Genomic DNA, 15,926 nt, shown 5'->3' with positions numbered 1-15,926 from the left:
ACAGTGTAGAGGAGAGAGTAACGTGGCGAAACGAGATTATTATGAAGTGCTTGGCCTAGATAAATCGGCCTCGGCGCAAGACATCAAGCGTGCCTATCGCAAGCTGGCACGCCAATATCACCCTGACATCAACCAAGAGCCGGATGCGGCCGACAAGTTCAAAGAACTCGGTGAAGCGTACGAAGTGTTGTCAGACGAGCAGAAACGGGCCCAATACGACCGTTTCGGTTTTGAAGGGGCCAGTCAATTCGGCGGCGGTGGCGACTTCCAAGGTGGCTTCGGTGACATCTTTGATATGTTCTTCGGTGGTGGCGGCGGTGGACGTCGTCAAGATCCGAACGCCCCGCGACGCGGCGAGGACTATCAATACGTCGTCGATCTCGATTTCATGGAAAGTGTGACCGGCAAGACGGAAATCATCGACCTTGAAATCGAAGTCGAATGTGACACGTGCATGGGCAGCGGCGCCAAACCGGGAACGAAACCGGATACGTGTAGCCGTTGTGGCGGCAGCGGTGTCGAGACGGTCGAACAGAACACGATCCTCGGCCGGATGGTCAATCAGCGGACGTGTAGCCAATGTCACGGTAGCGGGAAGACGATTAAAGAAAAATGTGAGACGTGTCACGGCTCTGGCCATGTGAAGAAACAGAAGCAAGTCGAAGTCAAGATTCCAGCCGGGATTGACAACGGTCAACAGATCCGTCTATCAGGCAAAGGTGGTCCAGGCTTTAACGGCGGCCCAGCCGGTGACCTGTATATCGTCGTCCGGGTCCGGGCGCATGAAATCTTTGAACGGGTCGACCAACATATCACGATGGAGATGCCGGTCACGTTCGCTCAGGCCGCACTCGGTGCGGAACTCGAAGTTCCGACCGTCCACGGTAAAGTGAGTTTGAAAGTTCCTGCCGGCACGCAGACCGGTTCGCGATTCCGATTGCGCGGCAAAGGGATGCCGAGCGTCCGCGGCGGCGGCAACGGCGACCAGTACGTCAATATCGTCATCATGACGCCGACGAATATGACCGACCGTCAAAAAGAATTGCTCCGTGAATTCGAAGAGATTAGCGGAGAAGCAGGCGTCGAAGAACAACATGGCCTGTTTCAAAAGATGAAGAAGTTTTTTAGCCAGTAAAAGGAGCGTGTTCAAACAATGAAATGGTCTGAAATTTGTGTCCACACGACACAGCAGGCAGTCGAAGCCGTATCGAATTTACTACATGAAGTGGGGGCACAAGGGGTCGTCATCGAGGACGTTGAAGATTACGACCAAATGATGGCCGAAGACCATTTCGGCGAGATTTGGGACGTGTCGGGTCGCGAATCGTATCCGACGTCGGGTGTGTATGTGAAAGCATACGTCCCGGCCTCAGGTGATTTCCAAGACACGCTCGCCGCGTTCAAAAAAGAAGTGGACGGTTTGCGCCATGTGCTCGATATCGGCACCGGTGACGTGACGGTCGTCGAGATGGATGAAGAGGACTGGGCCCATTCGTGGAAGCAGTACTACAAGCCCGTTAAAATCTCGCAACATCTGACAATCGTCCCGCTTTGGGAAGATTACGAGCCGCAACCGGAAGAGAACGTCATCTTGCTCGATCCGGGCATGGCGTTCGGGACGGGGACGCATCCGACGACGATGCTCTGCATTCAAGCAATCGAGAACTATATCCGACCGGGTGACCGATTGATTGACGTCGGCACGGGGTCGGGCGTCCTCGCCATCGCCGCTGCGAAGCTCGGGGCCGAACGGGTCGAGGCGCTCGATTTGGATACGGTCGCCGTCGAGTCGGCACGTCAAAACGTCGAGACGAATGGTGTCGGCCACGTCATTGACGTGAAGACGGGTGACTTGTTGAAAGGGATGACGGGCGAGTACGACCTCGTCGTCGCCAATATTTTGGCCGATGTCATCATGCTATTCATCGATGACGCATATGCACGCGTCAAGCCAGGCGGTTATTTCATCACGTCGGGCATCATCGGACAGAAGCGGGCCGAAGTGACGGAAGCGCTCAAGGCGTCTGGATTCGTGATTGAAGAGACACGGGTCATGGAAGACTGGGTCGCCATCATCGCGAAGAAGGACTAAGCCATGCAACGTTATTTCTTACCGCGCGAATCATTTGTCAATGACACGGCCACGTTACCGGCCGACGTCGTCCATCATATCGGAACCGTGCTCCGGGAGACGCCCGGTTATCGCATGGTGCTCTTAGATGGTACCGGTCTTGAATATGAGGCCGAGGTCGTGACACTCGAGAAGAAGACGGGAACGGCCCGTGTCCTCGAACGTCGTCAAGCGACGACCGAACTTCCCGTCGACGTGACGCTCGCCTATGCGCTCCCGAAAGGTGATAAAGTCGAACTCGTCGCCCAAAAAGGGACCGAGCTCGGCATGCATCACTTTTGGGTATTCGAGTCGAAGCGCTCGGTCGCCAAGTGGGACGCCAAAAAGGCACCGAAAAAAGTCGAACGGCTCCAAAAAATTATGCAGGAGGCGGCCGAACAATCGTACCGGGCTGTCGTCCCTTCGTGCCAGTACGTCACTCCTCGGGAATTGACGGAACGAATGAATACGTTTGATGCTGTCGTTATCGCGTATGAAGAAGATGCGAAACAAGGGGAGAAAGCAGCACTTGTTAAAGTTCTTCAGACTCTTCAAACGCCAGCTAAAATTCTTTTCGTGGTTGGCCCAGAAGGTGGCTTTGACGAAGCGGAAGTGGCGGCTTGGGTCGAGATGGGAGCGATTCGATGTGCCTTCGGTCCGCGTATTTTGCGCTCTGAGACGGCACCGCTCTATGCGCTTGCTGCGCTCTCATATGCACTTGAATTGAATTAATGGATTAAACGGCTCTCGCTGTTGGCGAGAGCCGTTAGTTTAAGCGCAAATGACGCTTTGGAATCTGTAATCTCGCTCAATTGAGAGAATAAAAGTTGCTCTCGGAGATTGATGATTGAATCGTGACGATTAGAATCTGTCTAATGTTAAATCCAAATTGATGGTTGTAGCCACTCGGTTCCCCTCAGCTGCTGCAATTAATAATGAGGATGGATTTAATTTTTCTGTTTCTCCAGCAGTATAAATACCTTTTTCCGATGTGCGGCCGACTCCGTCTGTAATTATGACGTGATGTTCATCTGTTTTACATAGTAATTGTTCCGAAAAACGGTTAGGACGGTAGAAGGTTGGAACAACGAATCCACCTTTTCTTGTAATATATTCACCTGTCTCTAATTCAATCCTTTCTAACATCCCATCGTTACCGTGTAAATGTTTGATTCGTGCGGTATATATACCGATATTGTTGCGCATCAAATCACTTTCTATGTCTGCTGATACTTCGACACCGTTAGTAAATACGATTAAATTCTTCGACCAATTAAAGACGAGCTTTGCTAGGTGATGAGCGTGCGCTTCATTTTCTGCAATCACTGCTAACGGTAAATCGCGCAGCTCCCAACCGTCACAGTACGGGCAACTAAACAAGCTTTTTCCGTAATAATCTCGTATTTGCGGTAGAGAGAACTTTTCTTGGACACCTGTAGCAAGCAAGATATTTTCTGTTTGATATTGACGTTCATCCGTATAGACTACGTACAAACCAGTCTCGGAATCTTTTTTTATTTCTTTGATGGTGTTATTGAATATAGAAACGGAAGGATATGCTTGTAACTCCCTAAAACCTATCGCTTTAAATTCATGTGGTTTGATGCCATCTCTTGTTAAAAACCCGTGAGACGCATGAGTAACACGATTTCGATTTGTTCCATTATCAAATACTGCGACGTTTCGCCGTGCTCTTCCTAATGTTAGTGTCGCAGCTAAACCCGCAGGTCCACCACCGATCACGATGCAATCATAGTGATTCATCTGAGTTCCTCCGTTCAATTAGAGTCATTAAAGAGTGTTAATATCTTTAATTTTATCGAGAAACAGCACATATTTAAATGAGTGATGTTTCTCCGATTTGGTTCGCTAAGTCTCCCATATGAGTTTGATTTAATTCATTTAAAAATTTGTTTTCTGCGGATTCGATGGCCTTCTGGATCAGGCAGTTGGGATTATGATTCAAACAATTGTCAGACATAGATGACAACCCTTCGATTGCTTTTATTACATCAAGCAATGAAATTTTTTCCCAGCCCTGAATTAATTTATACCCCCCATTTGCACCTGAAACAGAGATTACCATGCCTGACTTAACTAGTTTCGTTAAAATTTTTGATAAGTAGGTTGGGGATACATGTTGCTTTTCTGCTAATTTAGCGACGCCAACATGTTCATGAGGCGAGGTTACCGCTAAAAATAGCATCGTATGGAGTGCGTAATTTGTTGCTTTTGATAGTTTCATGTCATCACCTTAATTACAGACTTAATATGTCCACAATATCTACTCCAGTAGAATAATGCAAGTTTAATACTCTTTTTTACTCCATCTTAATAATCGAATCTTGATGTGATTACGTACGCAAATGTAGCTTGAAAATTCAAAACCAGACATGACGTGGCGCCACCTCGAACACAGGTTCTCAAAAACATGAGAGCTGTTTTTTCATCAAATTAAAAACAGGCTCGCGATATGGGCGCGAGCCTGTCAGATTCATTATTTGACGAGTGTGATCGTCTTCGTCGTCACGTTGCCGGCGAGGTCGGTCGCCTCGAACGTGAACGTGTTCTCACCCGACGTCACAGGAAGTGTGACCGTCTGTGTTTTCGTGAATGAACGCATCTCATACGGTGCTTTCAGCGCTTGGCTGAATTTCAAGTCACCGTTGACGACGAGTTTCACTTCGTCGAAGTTGTCTTTCACCGTCACCGCGACGTCGACCGATGTTTGTTGTTTACCGATCTTTTTCGGTAATTTTCCAAGCTCGATGCTGGCTGGTGTCGTATCCACGAAAATCGCACGTTGGAAGTTGGCGACGTTGCCGGCCGCATCCTCGGCGACGAACCGTAACTTATGGACACCGTCCGCGAACGTCCGCGTCGTGTTAAAGACGTGTTCTTTCTTCGTTTCGTCCCATGTGAGCGGTACGTCAACACCGTCAACTTGGAACGACTGGATGGCAGACGCGTCTTGAATCGTTCCAGCGACCGGGACGACCGCTGTCGCGTATGGCGTCAAAGCGAGCGGGGCGTTCACGAACACGCCTGGCTTATCCGCGTCTGTCGAGTAAGCGACCGTCTTCGTCGTGCTGTTACCGGCGTGATCGACGACGCGAACGCTGACTTGGTCGGCCTCACTTACGCCTGTGAACGTATAGGCTTTGCCGTCCGCTTGCTTGGCGACGGATTTACCGTTCAAGAAATATTCGACCGAATGGATTCCTGAGAAATCATCTTTCGCTTGGACCGCCAAGCTGTCGCCTTGCCATTTCGTCGTGAACGTCGGGTCCGTGTAATCGACTTTGACCGGGAAGCGTAGTGTCTGAGCTTGTTTCTTCATGTAATCGATGCTGCCTTCGATTTCATAGAAGTATTTGCCGGCCGGGGCTGGTTTGCCGTTCAACTGGCCATCCCAAGTGTAGGCGGCCGAGTAGTAATAAGGTGTGTTGGCACCGCCGTCGAAGTAGTTCTTGCGAAGCGCTTCGTCTTGGAACAACGTCCGGACGACATTGCCGGCCTCGTCGACGATGCGATATTTGACGTCCTTGGCGTTACGGAGTAACGAGAACACCGGTACGGCAACATCTTTTGAGCCATCTTTGTCTGGCGAGAAGGCGATCGCGTCGGCAGAGACCGATTTGTCGAGGTTCGAACCGAGGTAGTTCCCTGTTTGATCGACCATACCTGACACTTCATAGAACGAGCCGTCTTCATAGATTGAGGCGTCGAAGATTGGCGCCTTGCCCCAGTCGCCTTCGAAACCGACGAACGGTACGACGAGTGACGGGTTGCCCTCAGCACCATTGACGTCCGTCAAACGGACGAATCCATCGACGAAGTAACCGTTCTCGAAGACGTCTTTCGCCGGTACGAGACCTTCGAGCGTTTTCGGGTTGAGCACTTGCGCTTTCGAGACGTCGAGTGCAACTTTGAGCTCTACTTTCGCGTTCGGTTTTACTTTGACCGTACTGACTTGCTTCCCGTTGACCGTCACTTTTGCATTCTCGAGCGCTTGGGCTTCCATCGCGTTCTGAACGAGTCCGGCCGTCTTCTCGATAGCGAGGTCGGTTTGGAGTGACGAAGACACGTTATACGATACGGCCTTGTCCGACAAGTTCTCGACGACAAGCGTGAACGTCGCCTTGCTGCGGTTCAATTCTTTGAGCGCGACTTTCGCTTCTTTCGTCTTCTTCTCGTACGCGATCGCCGGTGTCGAGACGGCAGCGTGCAATTGCATGAGGCCAGCTCCACCACGACGCGGCGTGTACGGGAGGTTCTGTTGTAACTGTTTGTTGAGCGGTCCGATATCCTTGACCGCTTTCGACGTGTTGATGAGCAAGTTCTTCGCCATCGTCACGCGTGCCGTGCCTGTCAAATTGAAGTCGCGGTCGACGCGCTCGAGGACGAGGGCGGCTCCGCCGGCCACGTGTGGGGCGGCCATCGATGTACCGCTCATCAAACCGTACTGGTTATCGTTCAACGTCGAGAAGATTTGCCCGCCTGGTGCTGAAATCTCTGGCTTGAAGTCAAGGTTTGGCGTCATGCCCCACGACGTGAAGTTCGAGAGCTGGCCGGCCGCGCCGTTGACAACGCTGAGGCGATCGCCGGCAAAGCCGATTGTCATCTGTTCACCAGCGAGGAGACGTTGTTGCAACGTATTCCCGTCTTTGATGCTGAGCGAGGCCATTGGGATTTTCGGGTTCGAGAGCGCCATGCTCACATAATCACCGTGGCCGACGGCTCCGCGGACGATGACGCCAGCCGCACCGTTCGCTTCGGCTGTCTGTTGAATGTTTGAATAGAAGTAACTGCCGTCGCGGACCGCGAGGACGATTTTTCCTTTGACGTCTTTTCCGACGTATTGGCTCGGTTGGCCGTCGCCGACATAGACGAGGTCATAGTTGCCTTGTGTGAAAGCAGGACCGTCCTGTTTTTTCCAACCGATTTTGTCAGTGGCGTCACCTGACTTGACCGAGAACGCGTCCAATTGGATTTGATCGTTCTCGAGCGAAGCGACAGATGTCGATGCCGAGCTGACACTCGGGGCACCGACGACGCCCGTGTCCGGGTTATCGGCGTACGGCAGGTCATACCCGTTTCCGAAGTAGGCCGAGTTTCCAGCCGAGATGGACATGAAGACACCGTTATCGACGGCGCGTTGGACGGCTTGTTGTTCCGGTGAGTCCGCGTCGACGAATCCGGCTGTTGAGCCGAGACTCATGTTGATGACGTCCGCACCGAGTTTGATGGCGTCATCGATCGCTTTGATGTAGATATCGCCGTATGTCGACGCGTAGTTCGGATCGTTACTGAATACTTTGAGCCCGAGCACTTGCGCCTCAGGAGCGACACCTTTCAAGCCACCGGCCGCTTCATCGCCGTTGGCGGCGACCGTACCCGAGACGTGCATCCCGTGCATCGAGGCGCCAGGTGAATCGTCACGGATATCATCGTTCTCGTCGTAATAGTTATAGGCGTAAGGAACTTTCTCGTTTATGTAAGCTCCAGGCATGCCGAACGTGCTGACAGCCGTCTCCACTTCTGTTTGAGACAATTCGGCTTTTGAGTCATCTGTGAGACGGAAATCGCGGTGGTCGGCGTCGACGCCCGTATCGATGACAGCGACAATCGTCCCTTCACCCGTGAACCCGTAATCGCCCCATGTCTGCTGTGCTTGGACCATGCCATTACTCGTGACCATATCCGGTTTGACTTCTGGACGTTCGTACTCGTTGACGACGTGTACGCTTGCGACTTCAGGCAACGCCTCGACCTTTTTGACGTCGGTCGCTGTAAGCATCGTACTAAAACCGTTGAAGACGGTCGTGAACTCTTCGAGCGTAACGGCTTTGACGCCCTTTTTCGAGATGGCGGCTTTCGCTTTCTTCTGTTCGGCTTTGACGAGCTTTTGAGCACCGTCTTTCTCCGTTTTCGTCAACTCGTTGAATTTTTTACCTTTTTTCTTGGCTTGCTCGATGGCCGGTGCACCGACGAGTTCGACGACGACGCGTAGTTTCTCATGTTTGTCGGTCGAGCTCACGCTTTGTTTGACAGATGGCTTGGCTAGGACAGGTTCTGCGCCGAGGCCGAGTAGGCCGGGCGTCAACGCGAGGCAAGTCGCGAGGGAGACGTTCAAATAAAATTTCGGTTGTGGCAATTTAGTATCCTCCAATCGTTTTTTGAAAAAATAAATCCATTTGTGGAAAATGATAGCGGATATTAACCTGAAATTCTCCTTATTTTTTAAACGATAGGGTAATGAATTTGAACAAATTAAAAGATTCTGACAATTACTTTTGACCTATCCATGTCAGCATGTGGATAGGTCTTTTCTCATTTCTTGATGTTTTGATTGGAATAAGATACAAAATCAATCTCTTTGTGAACTAAATGGGCAATTCACTTGAGATTTTGTCCGGAAGTTGATAAAGTCTGTAGTAGATAAATCATATAAAACTTATCGATATAGTCGGAATAAAGATAATGAGGTGACAGCATGGGATTACAATTCATGGACATTTTTAAAGAATGGGCGTCAGAATATGATGCGACCGTGACGGGACATGACGAACAGTATCGGGAAGTGTTCGCTGGATACGAGACGATGCTCAATGACGTCGTCGATCAATTAGAAGGCCGGGTCATGGAATTCGGGAGCGGGACAGGGAACTTGAGCGCAAAAATCTTGGAGAGGCACGAATTGATTTCGGTTGAACCGTCACCGGAGATGCGGGCCATCGCGGCTGAAAAGTTGCATCTTGATATCGTCGACGGTGACTTTATGAACTATCCGACGGACAAATCCGTCGATACGATTGTGTCGTCTTATGCGTTCCATCATTTGACGGATGACGAGAAGCGGATGGCGATTCGCAGTTATGTCGAAAATCTCGACGCCCCGCGCTTCGTCTTGCTCGATACGATGTTCGCCTCGCAAGCGGCGAAACGGGACATCTTGGATTGGGCCGAAGCGAACGGCTATACCGATTTACTTGAAGATTTGAATCGAGAGTTTTATCCGTATACGCAGACGATTCAAGCGATGCTCGAAGCGAACGGTTATACGGTCACTCTTACGCAAAAAAATAAATTCGTCTGGCTCGTTGTGGCCACAAAACAAACAGGAGGAACGCAATCATGAAAAGTTATAAAGTCGAAAGTTTTAATTTAGACCATACAAAAGTACAAGCGCCTTACGTCCGTTTAGCCGGAGTGAAGAAAGGGACGGCCGATACGATTTATAAATATGATATTCGTTTCATTCAACCGAACGAAGGGCTCATGCCGATGCGCGCCGTCCATTCGCTCGAGCACTTGATTGCCGAGAACAGCCGCAGCCACTCGAATCAAATCATCGACGTCTCGCCGATGGGTTGCCAGACAGGCTTCTATTGGACGATGCTGAACGATGGCGATTACGAAGCGATGCTCGACCTCGTCGAAGCGACACTTCGCGACGCAGCAAATGCGACGGAGTTACCGGCGCAAAACCCGATTCAATGCGGAAGCGCGAACCATCATGATTTTGAGGGCGCGAAAAAGCTCGCGGCCGACATGCTCGCTAAGCGTGACGAGTGGCACATCATCTTCAAGGACGAAGCGTAAATGATTGTCCAAAGCGTCTATGAATTGATTGGGGAGACGCCTCTTCTCGAATTACGGACGTTACCGGTGCCTCCGGGTGTCAAAGTATACGGCAAGCTCGAGATGATGAACCCGGGCGGAAGCGTCAAGGACCGGCTCGGTCTGCAATTGATTGAACGGGCGCTTGAACGGGGACAACTCGAACGAGGGGGAACGGTCGTCGAACCGACGGCCGGGAATACCGGAATCGGGCTCGCGCTCGCCTGTCAGCGTCACGGCATCACATTATTGACCGTTACCCCGGAGAAGTTCAGTCAAGAGAAGCAAGCGCTCATGAGGCTCCTCGGGGCGACCGTCGTTAATACGCCGACGGAGCTCGGGATGAAAGGCGCCATCGCTCGAGCAAAAGAGCTCGCCATCGAACATGATGCCTATGTGCCGGAACAGTTCTCGAATCCGGACAATCCGGACGCGTACGTCGACACGCTCGCGCTCGAGCTTCAGGCCGACCTCCCGCACATCGATGTGTTCGTCGCCGGTGCCGGTTCAGGCGGTACGTTCACGGGTGTCGCCAGTAAGTTGCGGCCGAACGGGACGAAGACGATCGTCGTCGAGCCGGAAGGGTCGATTTTAAATGGCGGCGCTCCTGGCCCCCACAAGACCGAAGGCATCGGTGTCGAGTCGTGGCCGGCGTTCTTGCCGCGCGACCTCGTCGACGGGATTTATACGATTACAGACGAAGAAGCGTTCTATTACGTCGCGCATCTGGCCAAGCAAGAAGGCTTGCTCGTCGGAAGTTCGTCCGGCGCGGCCATCGCGGCATGCGTGCAAGAAGCGGCCAAGATGACGGAAGGGGTCATCGTGACGATTTTACCGGACAGCGTTGAACGTTATTTAAGTCAAGGAATAGTCAAGGAGGCAGAATATGCGTACAAAAACAGCACTCATTCACGGCGGTAAAACGACGGACCCGTTGACAGGAGCCGTCACACCACCGATTTATCAGACGAGCACGTATAAGCAGGACGGCATCGGCAACCTCCGTGAAGGGTATGAATATTCGCGGACGGCCAACCCGACACGGACGGCACTTGAGACGCTCATCGCCGATATCGAGGGCGGTGCCAGCGGATTTGCGTTCGGTTCTGGGATGGCAGCCATCTCGACGATTTTAATGTTAATGAAATCAGGGGACCACGTCATCGTCGGTTCTGACGTATATGGGGGAACGTACCGTGTATTCAATCGAGTATTTCAATCACTTGGCTTGGAGGCAACTTTTGTCGATACGGCCGATACGCAAGCGGTCCGCGAAGCGCTCCAGCCGAACACGAAAATGATTTACGTCGAGACGCCGACGAACCCGTTGTTGAACGTGACCGATATGCGCCTCATCCGCGCCATCGCCGACGAGACGGACGTCCTGTTCGTCGTCGACAACACGTTCATGACTCCGTATTTCCAAAACCCGATCGAACTCGGGGCGGACTACGTGCTTCATAGCGCCACGAAATATTTAGGCGGCCATAGCGACGTCGTCGCCGGTCTCGTCGTCGCCCGCACGGAAGAACTCGGGGAGCGCTTGGCGTTTCTGCAAAACTCAGTCGGTGCGGTACTCGGTCCACAAGACAGCTTCCTCGTCGTCCGTGGCATTAAGACGCTCGCGGTCCGCATGGAAGAGATTGAAGCGAACGCGCTCGCCCTCGTCGACTATTTGACGAAGCATGAAGCCGTCAGCCGTGTCCTGCATCCGAGCGTCGGCAGCGAAGAAGCGAAGCGGGTGCACTTGTCGCAGGCACGCGGCTTCGGTGGCATGATCGCCTTCGACGTCGGTTCAGCCGAGGCGGCGGAACTCGTCGTCGCGAAGACGAAGTACTTCACGCTCGCCGAGAGTCTCGGCGCGGTCGAGAGCTTGATTAGCGTCCCGGCCCGGATGACGCATGCGTCTATCCCGGCGGAACGACGTCTCGAGCTCGGGATTACGGACGGACTTGTCCGCATCTCGGTCGGCCTCGAAGATGTCCAAGATTTGATTGAAGATTTGGAACAGGCGCTCGCGGCCGTGGCGACGATTCCGAACTAAGCTGCATAGTGATTCGAGGTGCGCTCGCGAGCGCACCTCTTTTGTCGTGCCGAAGGCGAAAGAATTCGCTTGAATGTCCTAATCGCATCGACTACACTGACGATAATTGATAATGAGAGCGGGTGAACAGAGTGAACAAAGGCGTCATGCCGACGGTCGGGGCCTACGTCATGTGGGGCGTCCTACCTATTTATTGGAAGTTTTTGCAGGAAATACCGAGCGGTCAAATCTTGGCCCATCGCATCGTCTGGTCGTTCCTCTTCATCTTACTCGTCTTGAGATGGACGAAGCAGTGGACCGAGTTCAACTATGCGCTCCGGCACCGGGCGACGCGGAACGCCTTCATGTTGAACGGTTTCATCGTCAGTGCCAACTGGTTCGTCTACATATGGGCGGTCAATCACGGTTATATCATCGAAGCGTCACTCGGCTATTACATCAATCCGCTCGTGAGCATGGTGTTAGGTGTGCTTGTTTTTCGGGAATCATTAAATCGAGTGCAATGGCTGGCGGTGATCGTGGCAGCAATCGGCGTGCTCGTCTTGACGTTCGGGTATGGGTCGTTCCCGTGGATCGCGTTCATCCTGGCCAGTACGTTCGGGTTTTATGGGATGGTGAAGAAACGCCGTCCGCTCGCCTCGACGGTCAGCCTCGGCATCGAGACGCTCGCGGTCGTGCCGGTCGCCATCATATTCTTGGGTTGGCAGACGTCGCAGGGTGGATTGACGATGACGACCGAACCGGTCATTTGGGTGGCCTTGGTCGGGACAGGCGTGATGACGGCGTTGCCGCTCCTTTTGTTCGGGTACGGGGCGCAACATATCCCGTTCACGCTCGTCGGGTTTCTTCAATTCATCGCACCGACGCTCAGTCTCGCGATCGGGGTCATCCTCTATAATGAACCGTTCACGGGCTATCACATTTTTGCGTTCACATGTATATGGATTGCCATTTTCTTCTTTAGTTGGAATAGTTGGGTGCAGACGCGAAAACGTCGTCAACTCGTCTAAATTGAAAGCTGTTACATTTCAAGAAAACATGATAATATGTTAGATGTCAGACCTATATGTCAGACCGATACATCAGAGGAGGAATTATACGATGGAATTAGCACGCTATATCGACCACACAGCCTTGAAGGCCGAAACAACGAAAGATCAAGTCACGAAACTATGTGCCGAGGCGCTCGAATATAAATTCGCTAGCGTCTGTGTCAACCCGACTTGGGTGAAGTACGCGGCGGAACAACTCAAATCAGATGATGACGTCAAAGTATGTACGGTCATCGGCTTCCCGCTCGGAGCCAACACGCCAGAAGTGAAAGCGTTCGAAACAAAAGACGCGATTGCAAACGGTGCAGACGAAATCGATATGGTCATCAACATCGGCGCCATGAAAGACGGCGACTTCGACCTCGTCGAGCGCGATATCCGTGCTGTCGTCGAAGCCGCGAACGGGACGCTCGTCAAAGTCATCTTCGAGACGTGCCTCCTTACAAAAGAAGAAATCAAAAAAGCGGCTGAGCTTTCAGTCAAAGCAGGCGCAGACTTCGTGAAAACGTCGACAGGCTTCTCGACAGGCGGCGCGACCGTAGAAGACATCCGCCTCATGCGTGAGACGGTCGGACCAGATCTCGGCGTTAAAGCTTCGGGCGGCGTACGTGATTTCGAAGGCGCACAAGCGATGATCGATGCTGGCGCGACGCGCATCGGCGCATCAGCTGGAATCGCCATCGTCACAGGCGGACGTTCAGACAGCGACTATTAATAACTAGTAGTTGACCGCACGTCTTACTTTCACTATAATATGTTATGACGTGTGAAACACGTTTCCTTAGTCGTGTAATTCGGAGGGAGGGAAAACTAGTGGAAACTCGTGTCCGTAAAAACGAATCGCTTGAAGACGCTCTTCGTCGTTTCAAACGCGGTGTTTCGAAAGATGGCACTCTTGCCGAAGTTCGCAAACGTCGTCACTACGAAAAGCCAAGCGTAAAACGTAAATTGAAATCAGAAGCTGCGCGTAAGCGTAAGAAATTCTAATTTCAGTTTCATTTGTAGAGAGGGTGTTAGCTCATGAGTCTTCAAGAACGCTTGACGGACGACATGAAGCAAGCCATGCGCGCGAAACAGAAAGATCGTCTTACGACGATCCGGATGGTCAAAGCGTCGCTCCAAAATGAGGCCATCAAATTTGGTCGACAAGATCTAACTGAGGAAGAGGAACTCACGGTGCTCAACCGAGAGATGAAACAGCGCAGAGACTCCCTCCGAGAATTCGAAAGCGCTGGTCGTGAAGACCTTGCTTCTAAAGTAGCTGACGAGATTGTCGTACTAGAGGCCTATATGCCTGAACAACTTTCTGAAGATGAAGTCACGGCGATCGTGAAAGCAGCTATTGCTCAAACGAATGCTACCGGCCCGTCGGATATGGGTAAGGTGATGGGCGTCGTCATGCCTCAAGTTAAAGGCAAGGCAGACGGTGGTCTTGTGAACCGCATTGTCAAACAACAATTGACGAATTAATGAGAGAGACAGAGATTTTTGGGTCAAACCAAAAGTTTCTGTCTTTTTTTGCGTATTCCGAAACCAAAAGCGAACTTGTTTCGTATACACTAGAGATAAGAGGTAGCTTTGTAACTCGGAAGGGGGTAGCAATACGATGACATTTGGTCTCGGAGTGATTCTGACGGTGTTTTTTGTCGGAATCGTCCTTCTAGGAATTGAAGTGTTCGTTGCCGGTTTTGGATTGTTCGGCGTGCTTGGGATTGGTGCGGTCGTCGCCAGTTTGATTATGGCGGGTGCCACCATCGGGCAACTATGGTTGTCACTTGGGTTGGCCACGGCCATCGTCGCTGGACTCGGGTTTTGGGCATATCGCCGCCTGCAATCCAATCGTTCGCTCATGTATAAAGGCTTGATTTTGACCGATTCGACGTCATCAGACAAAGGATATCTGTCTCACGATGACCGCAAACGGTTGCTCGGGAAAGTCGGGGTCACGTTGACGCCGCTTCGCCCGGCGGGTACCGCTGAGATTGACGGAGAACGGATTGATGTCGTGACAGAAGGTAGCTATCTCGATTCGCAAACTAAAATTCAGGTGTATAAAGTCGATTCAGGACGCGTTGTCGTCCGCAGCTTTATAGAGCCGAAGGAGGATGTAACAGAATGACACCAGAACTATTGACCACGTTACTCATCTCAGGTGGAGGATTGATTGCGCTCGCCGTATTCTTCACGTTCGTACCGGTCGGGCTGTGGATCAGCTCGTTCGCCGCTGGCGTCCACGTCTCGATCTTCACATTGATCGGGATGCGACTCCGTCGCGTCGTCCCGTCGAAAATCGTCAACCCGCTCATCAAAGCGGTTAAAGCCGGCATCGGCTTGAACACGAACCAGCTCGAGAGTCACTTCTTGGCCGGCGGTAACGTCGACCGTGTCGTCAACGCCTTGATTGCGGCCCACCGTGCCGATATCGAATTATCGTTTGAACGTGCCGCCGCAATCGACCTTGCCGGCCGTAACGTGTTAGAGGCGGTTCAAATGTCCGTCAACCCGAAAGTCATCGAAACGCCGTTCATCGCCGGTGTGGCCATGGACGGGATTGAAGTGAAGGCGAAAGCCCGCATCACGGTCCGTGCCAACATCGACCGTCTTGTCGGGGGTGCCGGAGAAGAGACGATTATCGCCCGTGTCGGTGAAGGGGTCGTCTCGACGATCGGTTCACAGCACAACCATAAACACGTCTTAGAGAACCCGGATATGATTTCACGTACCGTATTGACGAAAGGTCTTGATTCAGGGACCGCGTTTGAGATCCTATCCATCGATATCGCCGACATTGATATCGGTAAAAACATTGGGGCGGTCCTCCAGACCGACCAAGCCGAAGCTGATAAGAAAATTGCGCAAGCGAAAGCGGAAGAACGCCGCGCGATGGCGATTGCCCGTGAGCAAGAGATGAAATCGTCGGTCGAAGAGATGCGCGCCAAAGTCGTCGCGGCCGAGGCGGAAGTTCCGCTCGCGATGGCCGATGCCCTGCGTCACGGCAAACTCGGTGTCATGGACTACGTCAACTACTTGAACGTCCAAGCCGATACGGAAATGCGCAAAGCCATCGGTCACCCTGTCGAATCTGACAAAGAGTGAC

General features: G+C 52.0%; 16 protein-coding genes. 13 read left to right on the top strand and 3 right to left on the bottom strand.

Going from position 1 to position 15,926, the window contains the following annotated elements; translation table 11 throughout:
• Positions 1–22: 22 nt before the first annotated feature.
• From dnaJ to KNO58_RS09380, 3 genes are read left to right on the top strand one after another with little or no spacing between them, the layout of a single operon-like run.
• Positions 23–1,135 (top strand): molecular chaperone DnaJ, encoded by a 1,113-nt coding sequence (dnaJ, locus tag KNO58_RS09390; RefSeq protein WP_214753338.1) that lies wholly within the window; start codon positions 23–25, stop codon positions 1,133–1,135.
• An 18-nt stretch (positions 1,136–1,153) separates the two neighbouring features.
• Positions 1,154–2,092 carry a 50S ribosomal protein L11 methyltransferase gene (gene prmA / locus KNO58_RS09385; protein WP_214753336.1) on the top strand — a complete coding sequence of 313 codons (939 nt, stop codon included), beginning with the start codon at positions 1,154–1,156 and terminating at the stop codon, positions 2,090–2,092.
• Positions 2,093–2,095: 3 nt separating this feature from the next.
• Complete coding sequence (locus tag KNO58_RS09380; RefSeq protein ID WP_214753334.1) at positions 2,096–2,842, top strand: 16S rRNA (uracil(1498)-N(3))-methyltransferase; 747 nt, start codon at positions 2,096–2,098, stop codon at positions 2,840–2,842.
• Positions 2,843–2,971: 129 nt separating this feature from the next.
• Here the strand turns inward: KNO58_RS09380 and KNO58_RS09375 are convergent, their stop codons facing one another.
• The 3 genes from KNO58_RS09375 to KNO58_RS09365 all read right to left on the bottom strand — a co-directional run bounded on the left by KNO58_RS09375 (position 2,972) and on the right by KNO58_RS09365 (position 8,267).
• Complete coding sequence (locus KNO58_RS09375) at positions 2,972–3,874, bottom strand: NAD(P)/FAD-dependent oxidoreductase (RefSeq protein WP_214753332.1); 903 nt, start codon at positions 3,872–3,874, stop codon at positions 2,972–2,974.
• A 73-nt stretch (positions 3,875–3,947) separates the two neighbouring features.
• Positions 3,948–4,355 (bottom strand): RrF2 family transcriptional regulator, encoded by a 408-nt coding sequence (locus KNO58_RS09370; protein ID WP_214753330.1) that lies wholly within the window; start codon positions 4,353–4,355, stop codon positions 3,948–3,950.
• 252 nt (positions 4,356–4,607) lie between these two features.
• A complete protein-coding gene (locus KNO58_RS09365; RefSeq protein WP_214753328.1) occupies positions 4,608–8,267 on the bottom strand; it encodes a S8 family serine peptidase in 3,660 nt (1,219 codons plus the stop codon).
• 339 nt (positions 8,268–8,606) lie between these two features.
• On the opposite strand from KNO58_RS09365, the gene KNO58_RS09360 reads away from it, so the two are divergent.
• The 10 genes from KNO58_RS09360 to floA all read left to right on the top strand — a co-directional run bounded on the left by KNO58_RS09360 (position 8,607) and on the right by floA (position 15,925).
• Positions 8,607–9,251, top strand: coding sequence for a class I SAM-dependent methyltransferase (locus KNO58_RS09360; protein WP_214753325.1), 645 nt, complete (start codon positions 8,607–8,609; stop codon positions 9,249–9,251).
• Positions 9,248–9,715, top strand: a complete 468-nt coding sequence (locus tag KNO58_RS09355; RefSeq protein WP_021065678.1) for an S-ribosylhomocysteine lyase — start codon at positions 9,248–9,250, stop codon at positions 9,713–9,715. The genes KNO58_RS09360 and KNO58_RS09355 overlap by 4 nt, the downstream gene beginning before the upstream one ends.
• Positions 9,716–10,654, top strand: coding sequence for a PLP-dependent cysteine synthase family protein (locus KNO58_RS09350; RefSeq protein ID WP_214753323.1), 939 nt, complete (start codon positions 9,716–9,718; stop codon positions 10,652–10,654). It begins immediately after the preceding gene.
• Entirely contained in the window at positions 10,620–11,777 is a 1,158-nt protein-coding gene (locus KNO58_RS09345; RefSeq protein WP_214753320.1) for a bifunctional cystathionine gamma-lyase/homocysteine desulfhydrase, read from the top strand. The genes KNO58_RS09350 and KNO58_RS09345 overlap by 35 nt, the downstream gene beginning before the upstream one ends.
• A gap of 122 nt (positions 11,778–11,899) precedes the next feature.
• Positions 11,900–12,787 carry an EamA family transporter RarD gene (rarD, locus tag KNO58_RS09340; RefSeq protein ID WP_214753317.1) on the top strand — a complete coding sequence of 296 codons (888 nt, stop codon included), beginning with the start codon at positions 11,900–11,902 and terminating at the stop codon, positions 12,785–12,787.
• A 91-nt stretch (positions 12,788–12,878) separates the two neighbouring features.
• Positions 12,879–13,544 (top strand): deoxyribose-phosphate aldolase, encoded by a 666-nt coding sequence (gene deoC, locus KNO58_RS09335; RefSeq protein WP_029595219.1) that lies wholly within the window; start codon positions 12,879–12,881, stop codon positions 13,542–13,544.
• A 77-nt stretch (positions 13,545–13,621) separates the two neighbouring features.
• Positions 13,622–13,816, top strand: coding sequence for a 30S ribosomal protein S21 (gene rpsU, locus KNO58_RS09330; protein WP_029334745.1), 195 nt, complete (start codon positions 13,622–13,624; stop codon positions 13,814–13,816).
• A 33-nt stretch (positions 13,817–13,849) separates the two neighbouring features.
• Positions 13,850–14,299 (top strand): GatB/YqeY domain-containing protein, encoded by a 450-nt coding sequence (locus KNO58_RS09325; RefSeq protein ID WP_021065683.1) that lies wholly within the window; start codon positions 13,850–13,852, stop codon positions 14,297–14,299.
• Between the two features lie 136 nt (positions 14,300–14,435).
• Positions 14,436–14,948, top strand: a complete 513-nt coding sequence (locus tag KNO58_RS09320) for an NfeD family protein (RefSeq protein ID WP_034778122.1) — start codon at positions 14,436–14,438, stop codon at positions 14,946–14,948.
• Positions 14,945–15,925 carry a flotillin-like protein FloA gene (gene floA, locus KNO58_RS09315; RefSeq protein ID WP_034778121.1) on the top strand — a complete coding sequence of 327 codons (981 nt, stop codon included), beginning with the start codon at positions 14,945–14,947 and terminating at the stop codon, positions 15,923–15,925. Before KNO58_RS09320 ends, floA begins: the two co-directional genes overlap by 4 nt.
• The last annotated feature ends 1 nt before the right edge of the window (position 15,926 follow it).

This window comes from Exiguobacterium sp. J17977, assembly GCF_018616375.1.
In the GTDB taxonomy this organism is placed as follows: Bacteria; Bacillota; Bacilli; order Exiguobacteriales; family Exiguobacteriaceae; genus Exiguobacterium; species Exiguobacterium mexicanum.
This window is presented reverse-complemented; position numbering and strand designations above follow the sequence as displayed.

Bases quoted from the DNA above. Each gene is read 5' to 3' on its own strand.
- prmA (WP_214753336.1), top strand. From the start codon at position 1,154: ATGAAATGGTCTGAAATTTGTGTCCACACGACACAGCAGGCAGTCGAA.
- KNO58_RS09380 (WP_214753334.1), top strand. From the start codon at position 2,096: ATGCAACGTTATTTCTTACCGCGCGAATCATTTGTCAATGACACGGCC.
- KNO58_RS09375 (WP_214753332.1), bottom strand. From the start codon at position 3,874: ATGAATCACTATGATTGCATCGTGATCGGTGGTGGACCTGCGGGTTTA.
- KNO58_RS09370 (WP_214753330.1), bottom strand. From the start codon at position 4,355: ATGAAACTATCAAAAGCAACAAATTACGCACTCCATACGATGCTATTT.
- KNO58_RS09360 (WP_214753325.1), top strand. From the start codon at position 8,607: ATGGGATTACAATTCATGGACATTTTTAAAGAATGGGCGTCAGAATAT.
- KNO58_RS09355 (WP_021065678.1), top strand. From the start codon at position 9,248: ATGAAAAGTTATAAAGTCGAAAGTTTTAATTTAGACCATACAAAAGTA.
- KNO58_RS09350 (WP_214753323.1), top strand. From the start codon at position 9,716: ATGATTGTCCAAAGCGTCTATGAATTGATTGGGGAGACGCCTCTTCTC.
- KNO58_RS09345 (WP_214753320.1), top strand. From the start codon at position 10,620: ATGCGTACAAAAACAGCACTCATTCACGGCGGTAAAACGACGGACCCG.
- deoC (WP_029595219.1), top strand. From the start codon at position 12,879: ATGGAATTAGCACGCTATATCGACCACACAGCCTTGAAGGCCGAAACA.
- KNO58_RS09325 (WP_021065683.1), top strand. From the start codon at position 13,850: ATGAGTCTTCAAGAACGCTTGACGGACGACATGAAGCAAGCCATGCGC.
- KNO58_RS09320 (WP_034778122.1), top strand. From the start codon at position 14,436: ATGACATTTGGTCTCGGAGTGATTCTGACGGTGTTTTTTGTCGGAATC.
- floA (WP_034778121.1), top strand. From the start codon at position 14,945: ATGACACCAGAACTATTGACCACGTTACTCATCTCAGGTGGAGGATTG.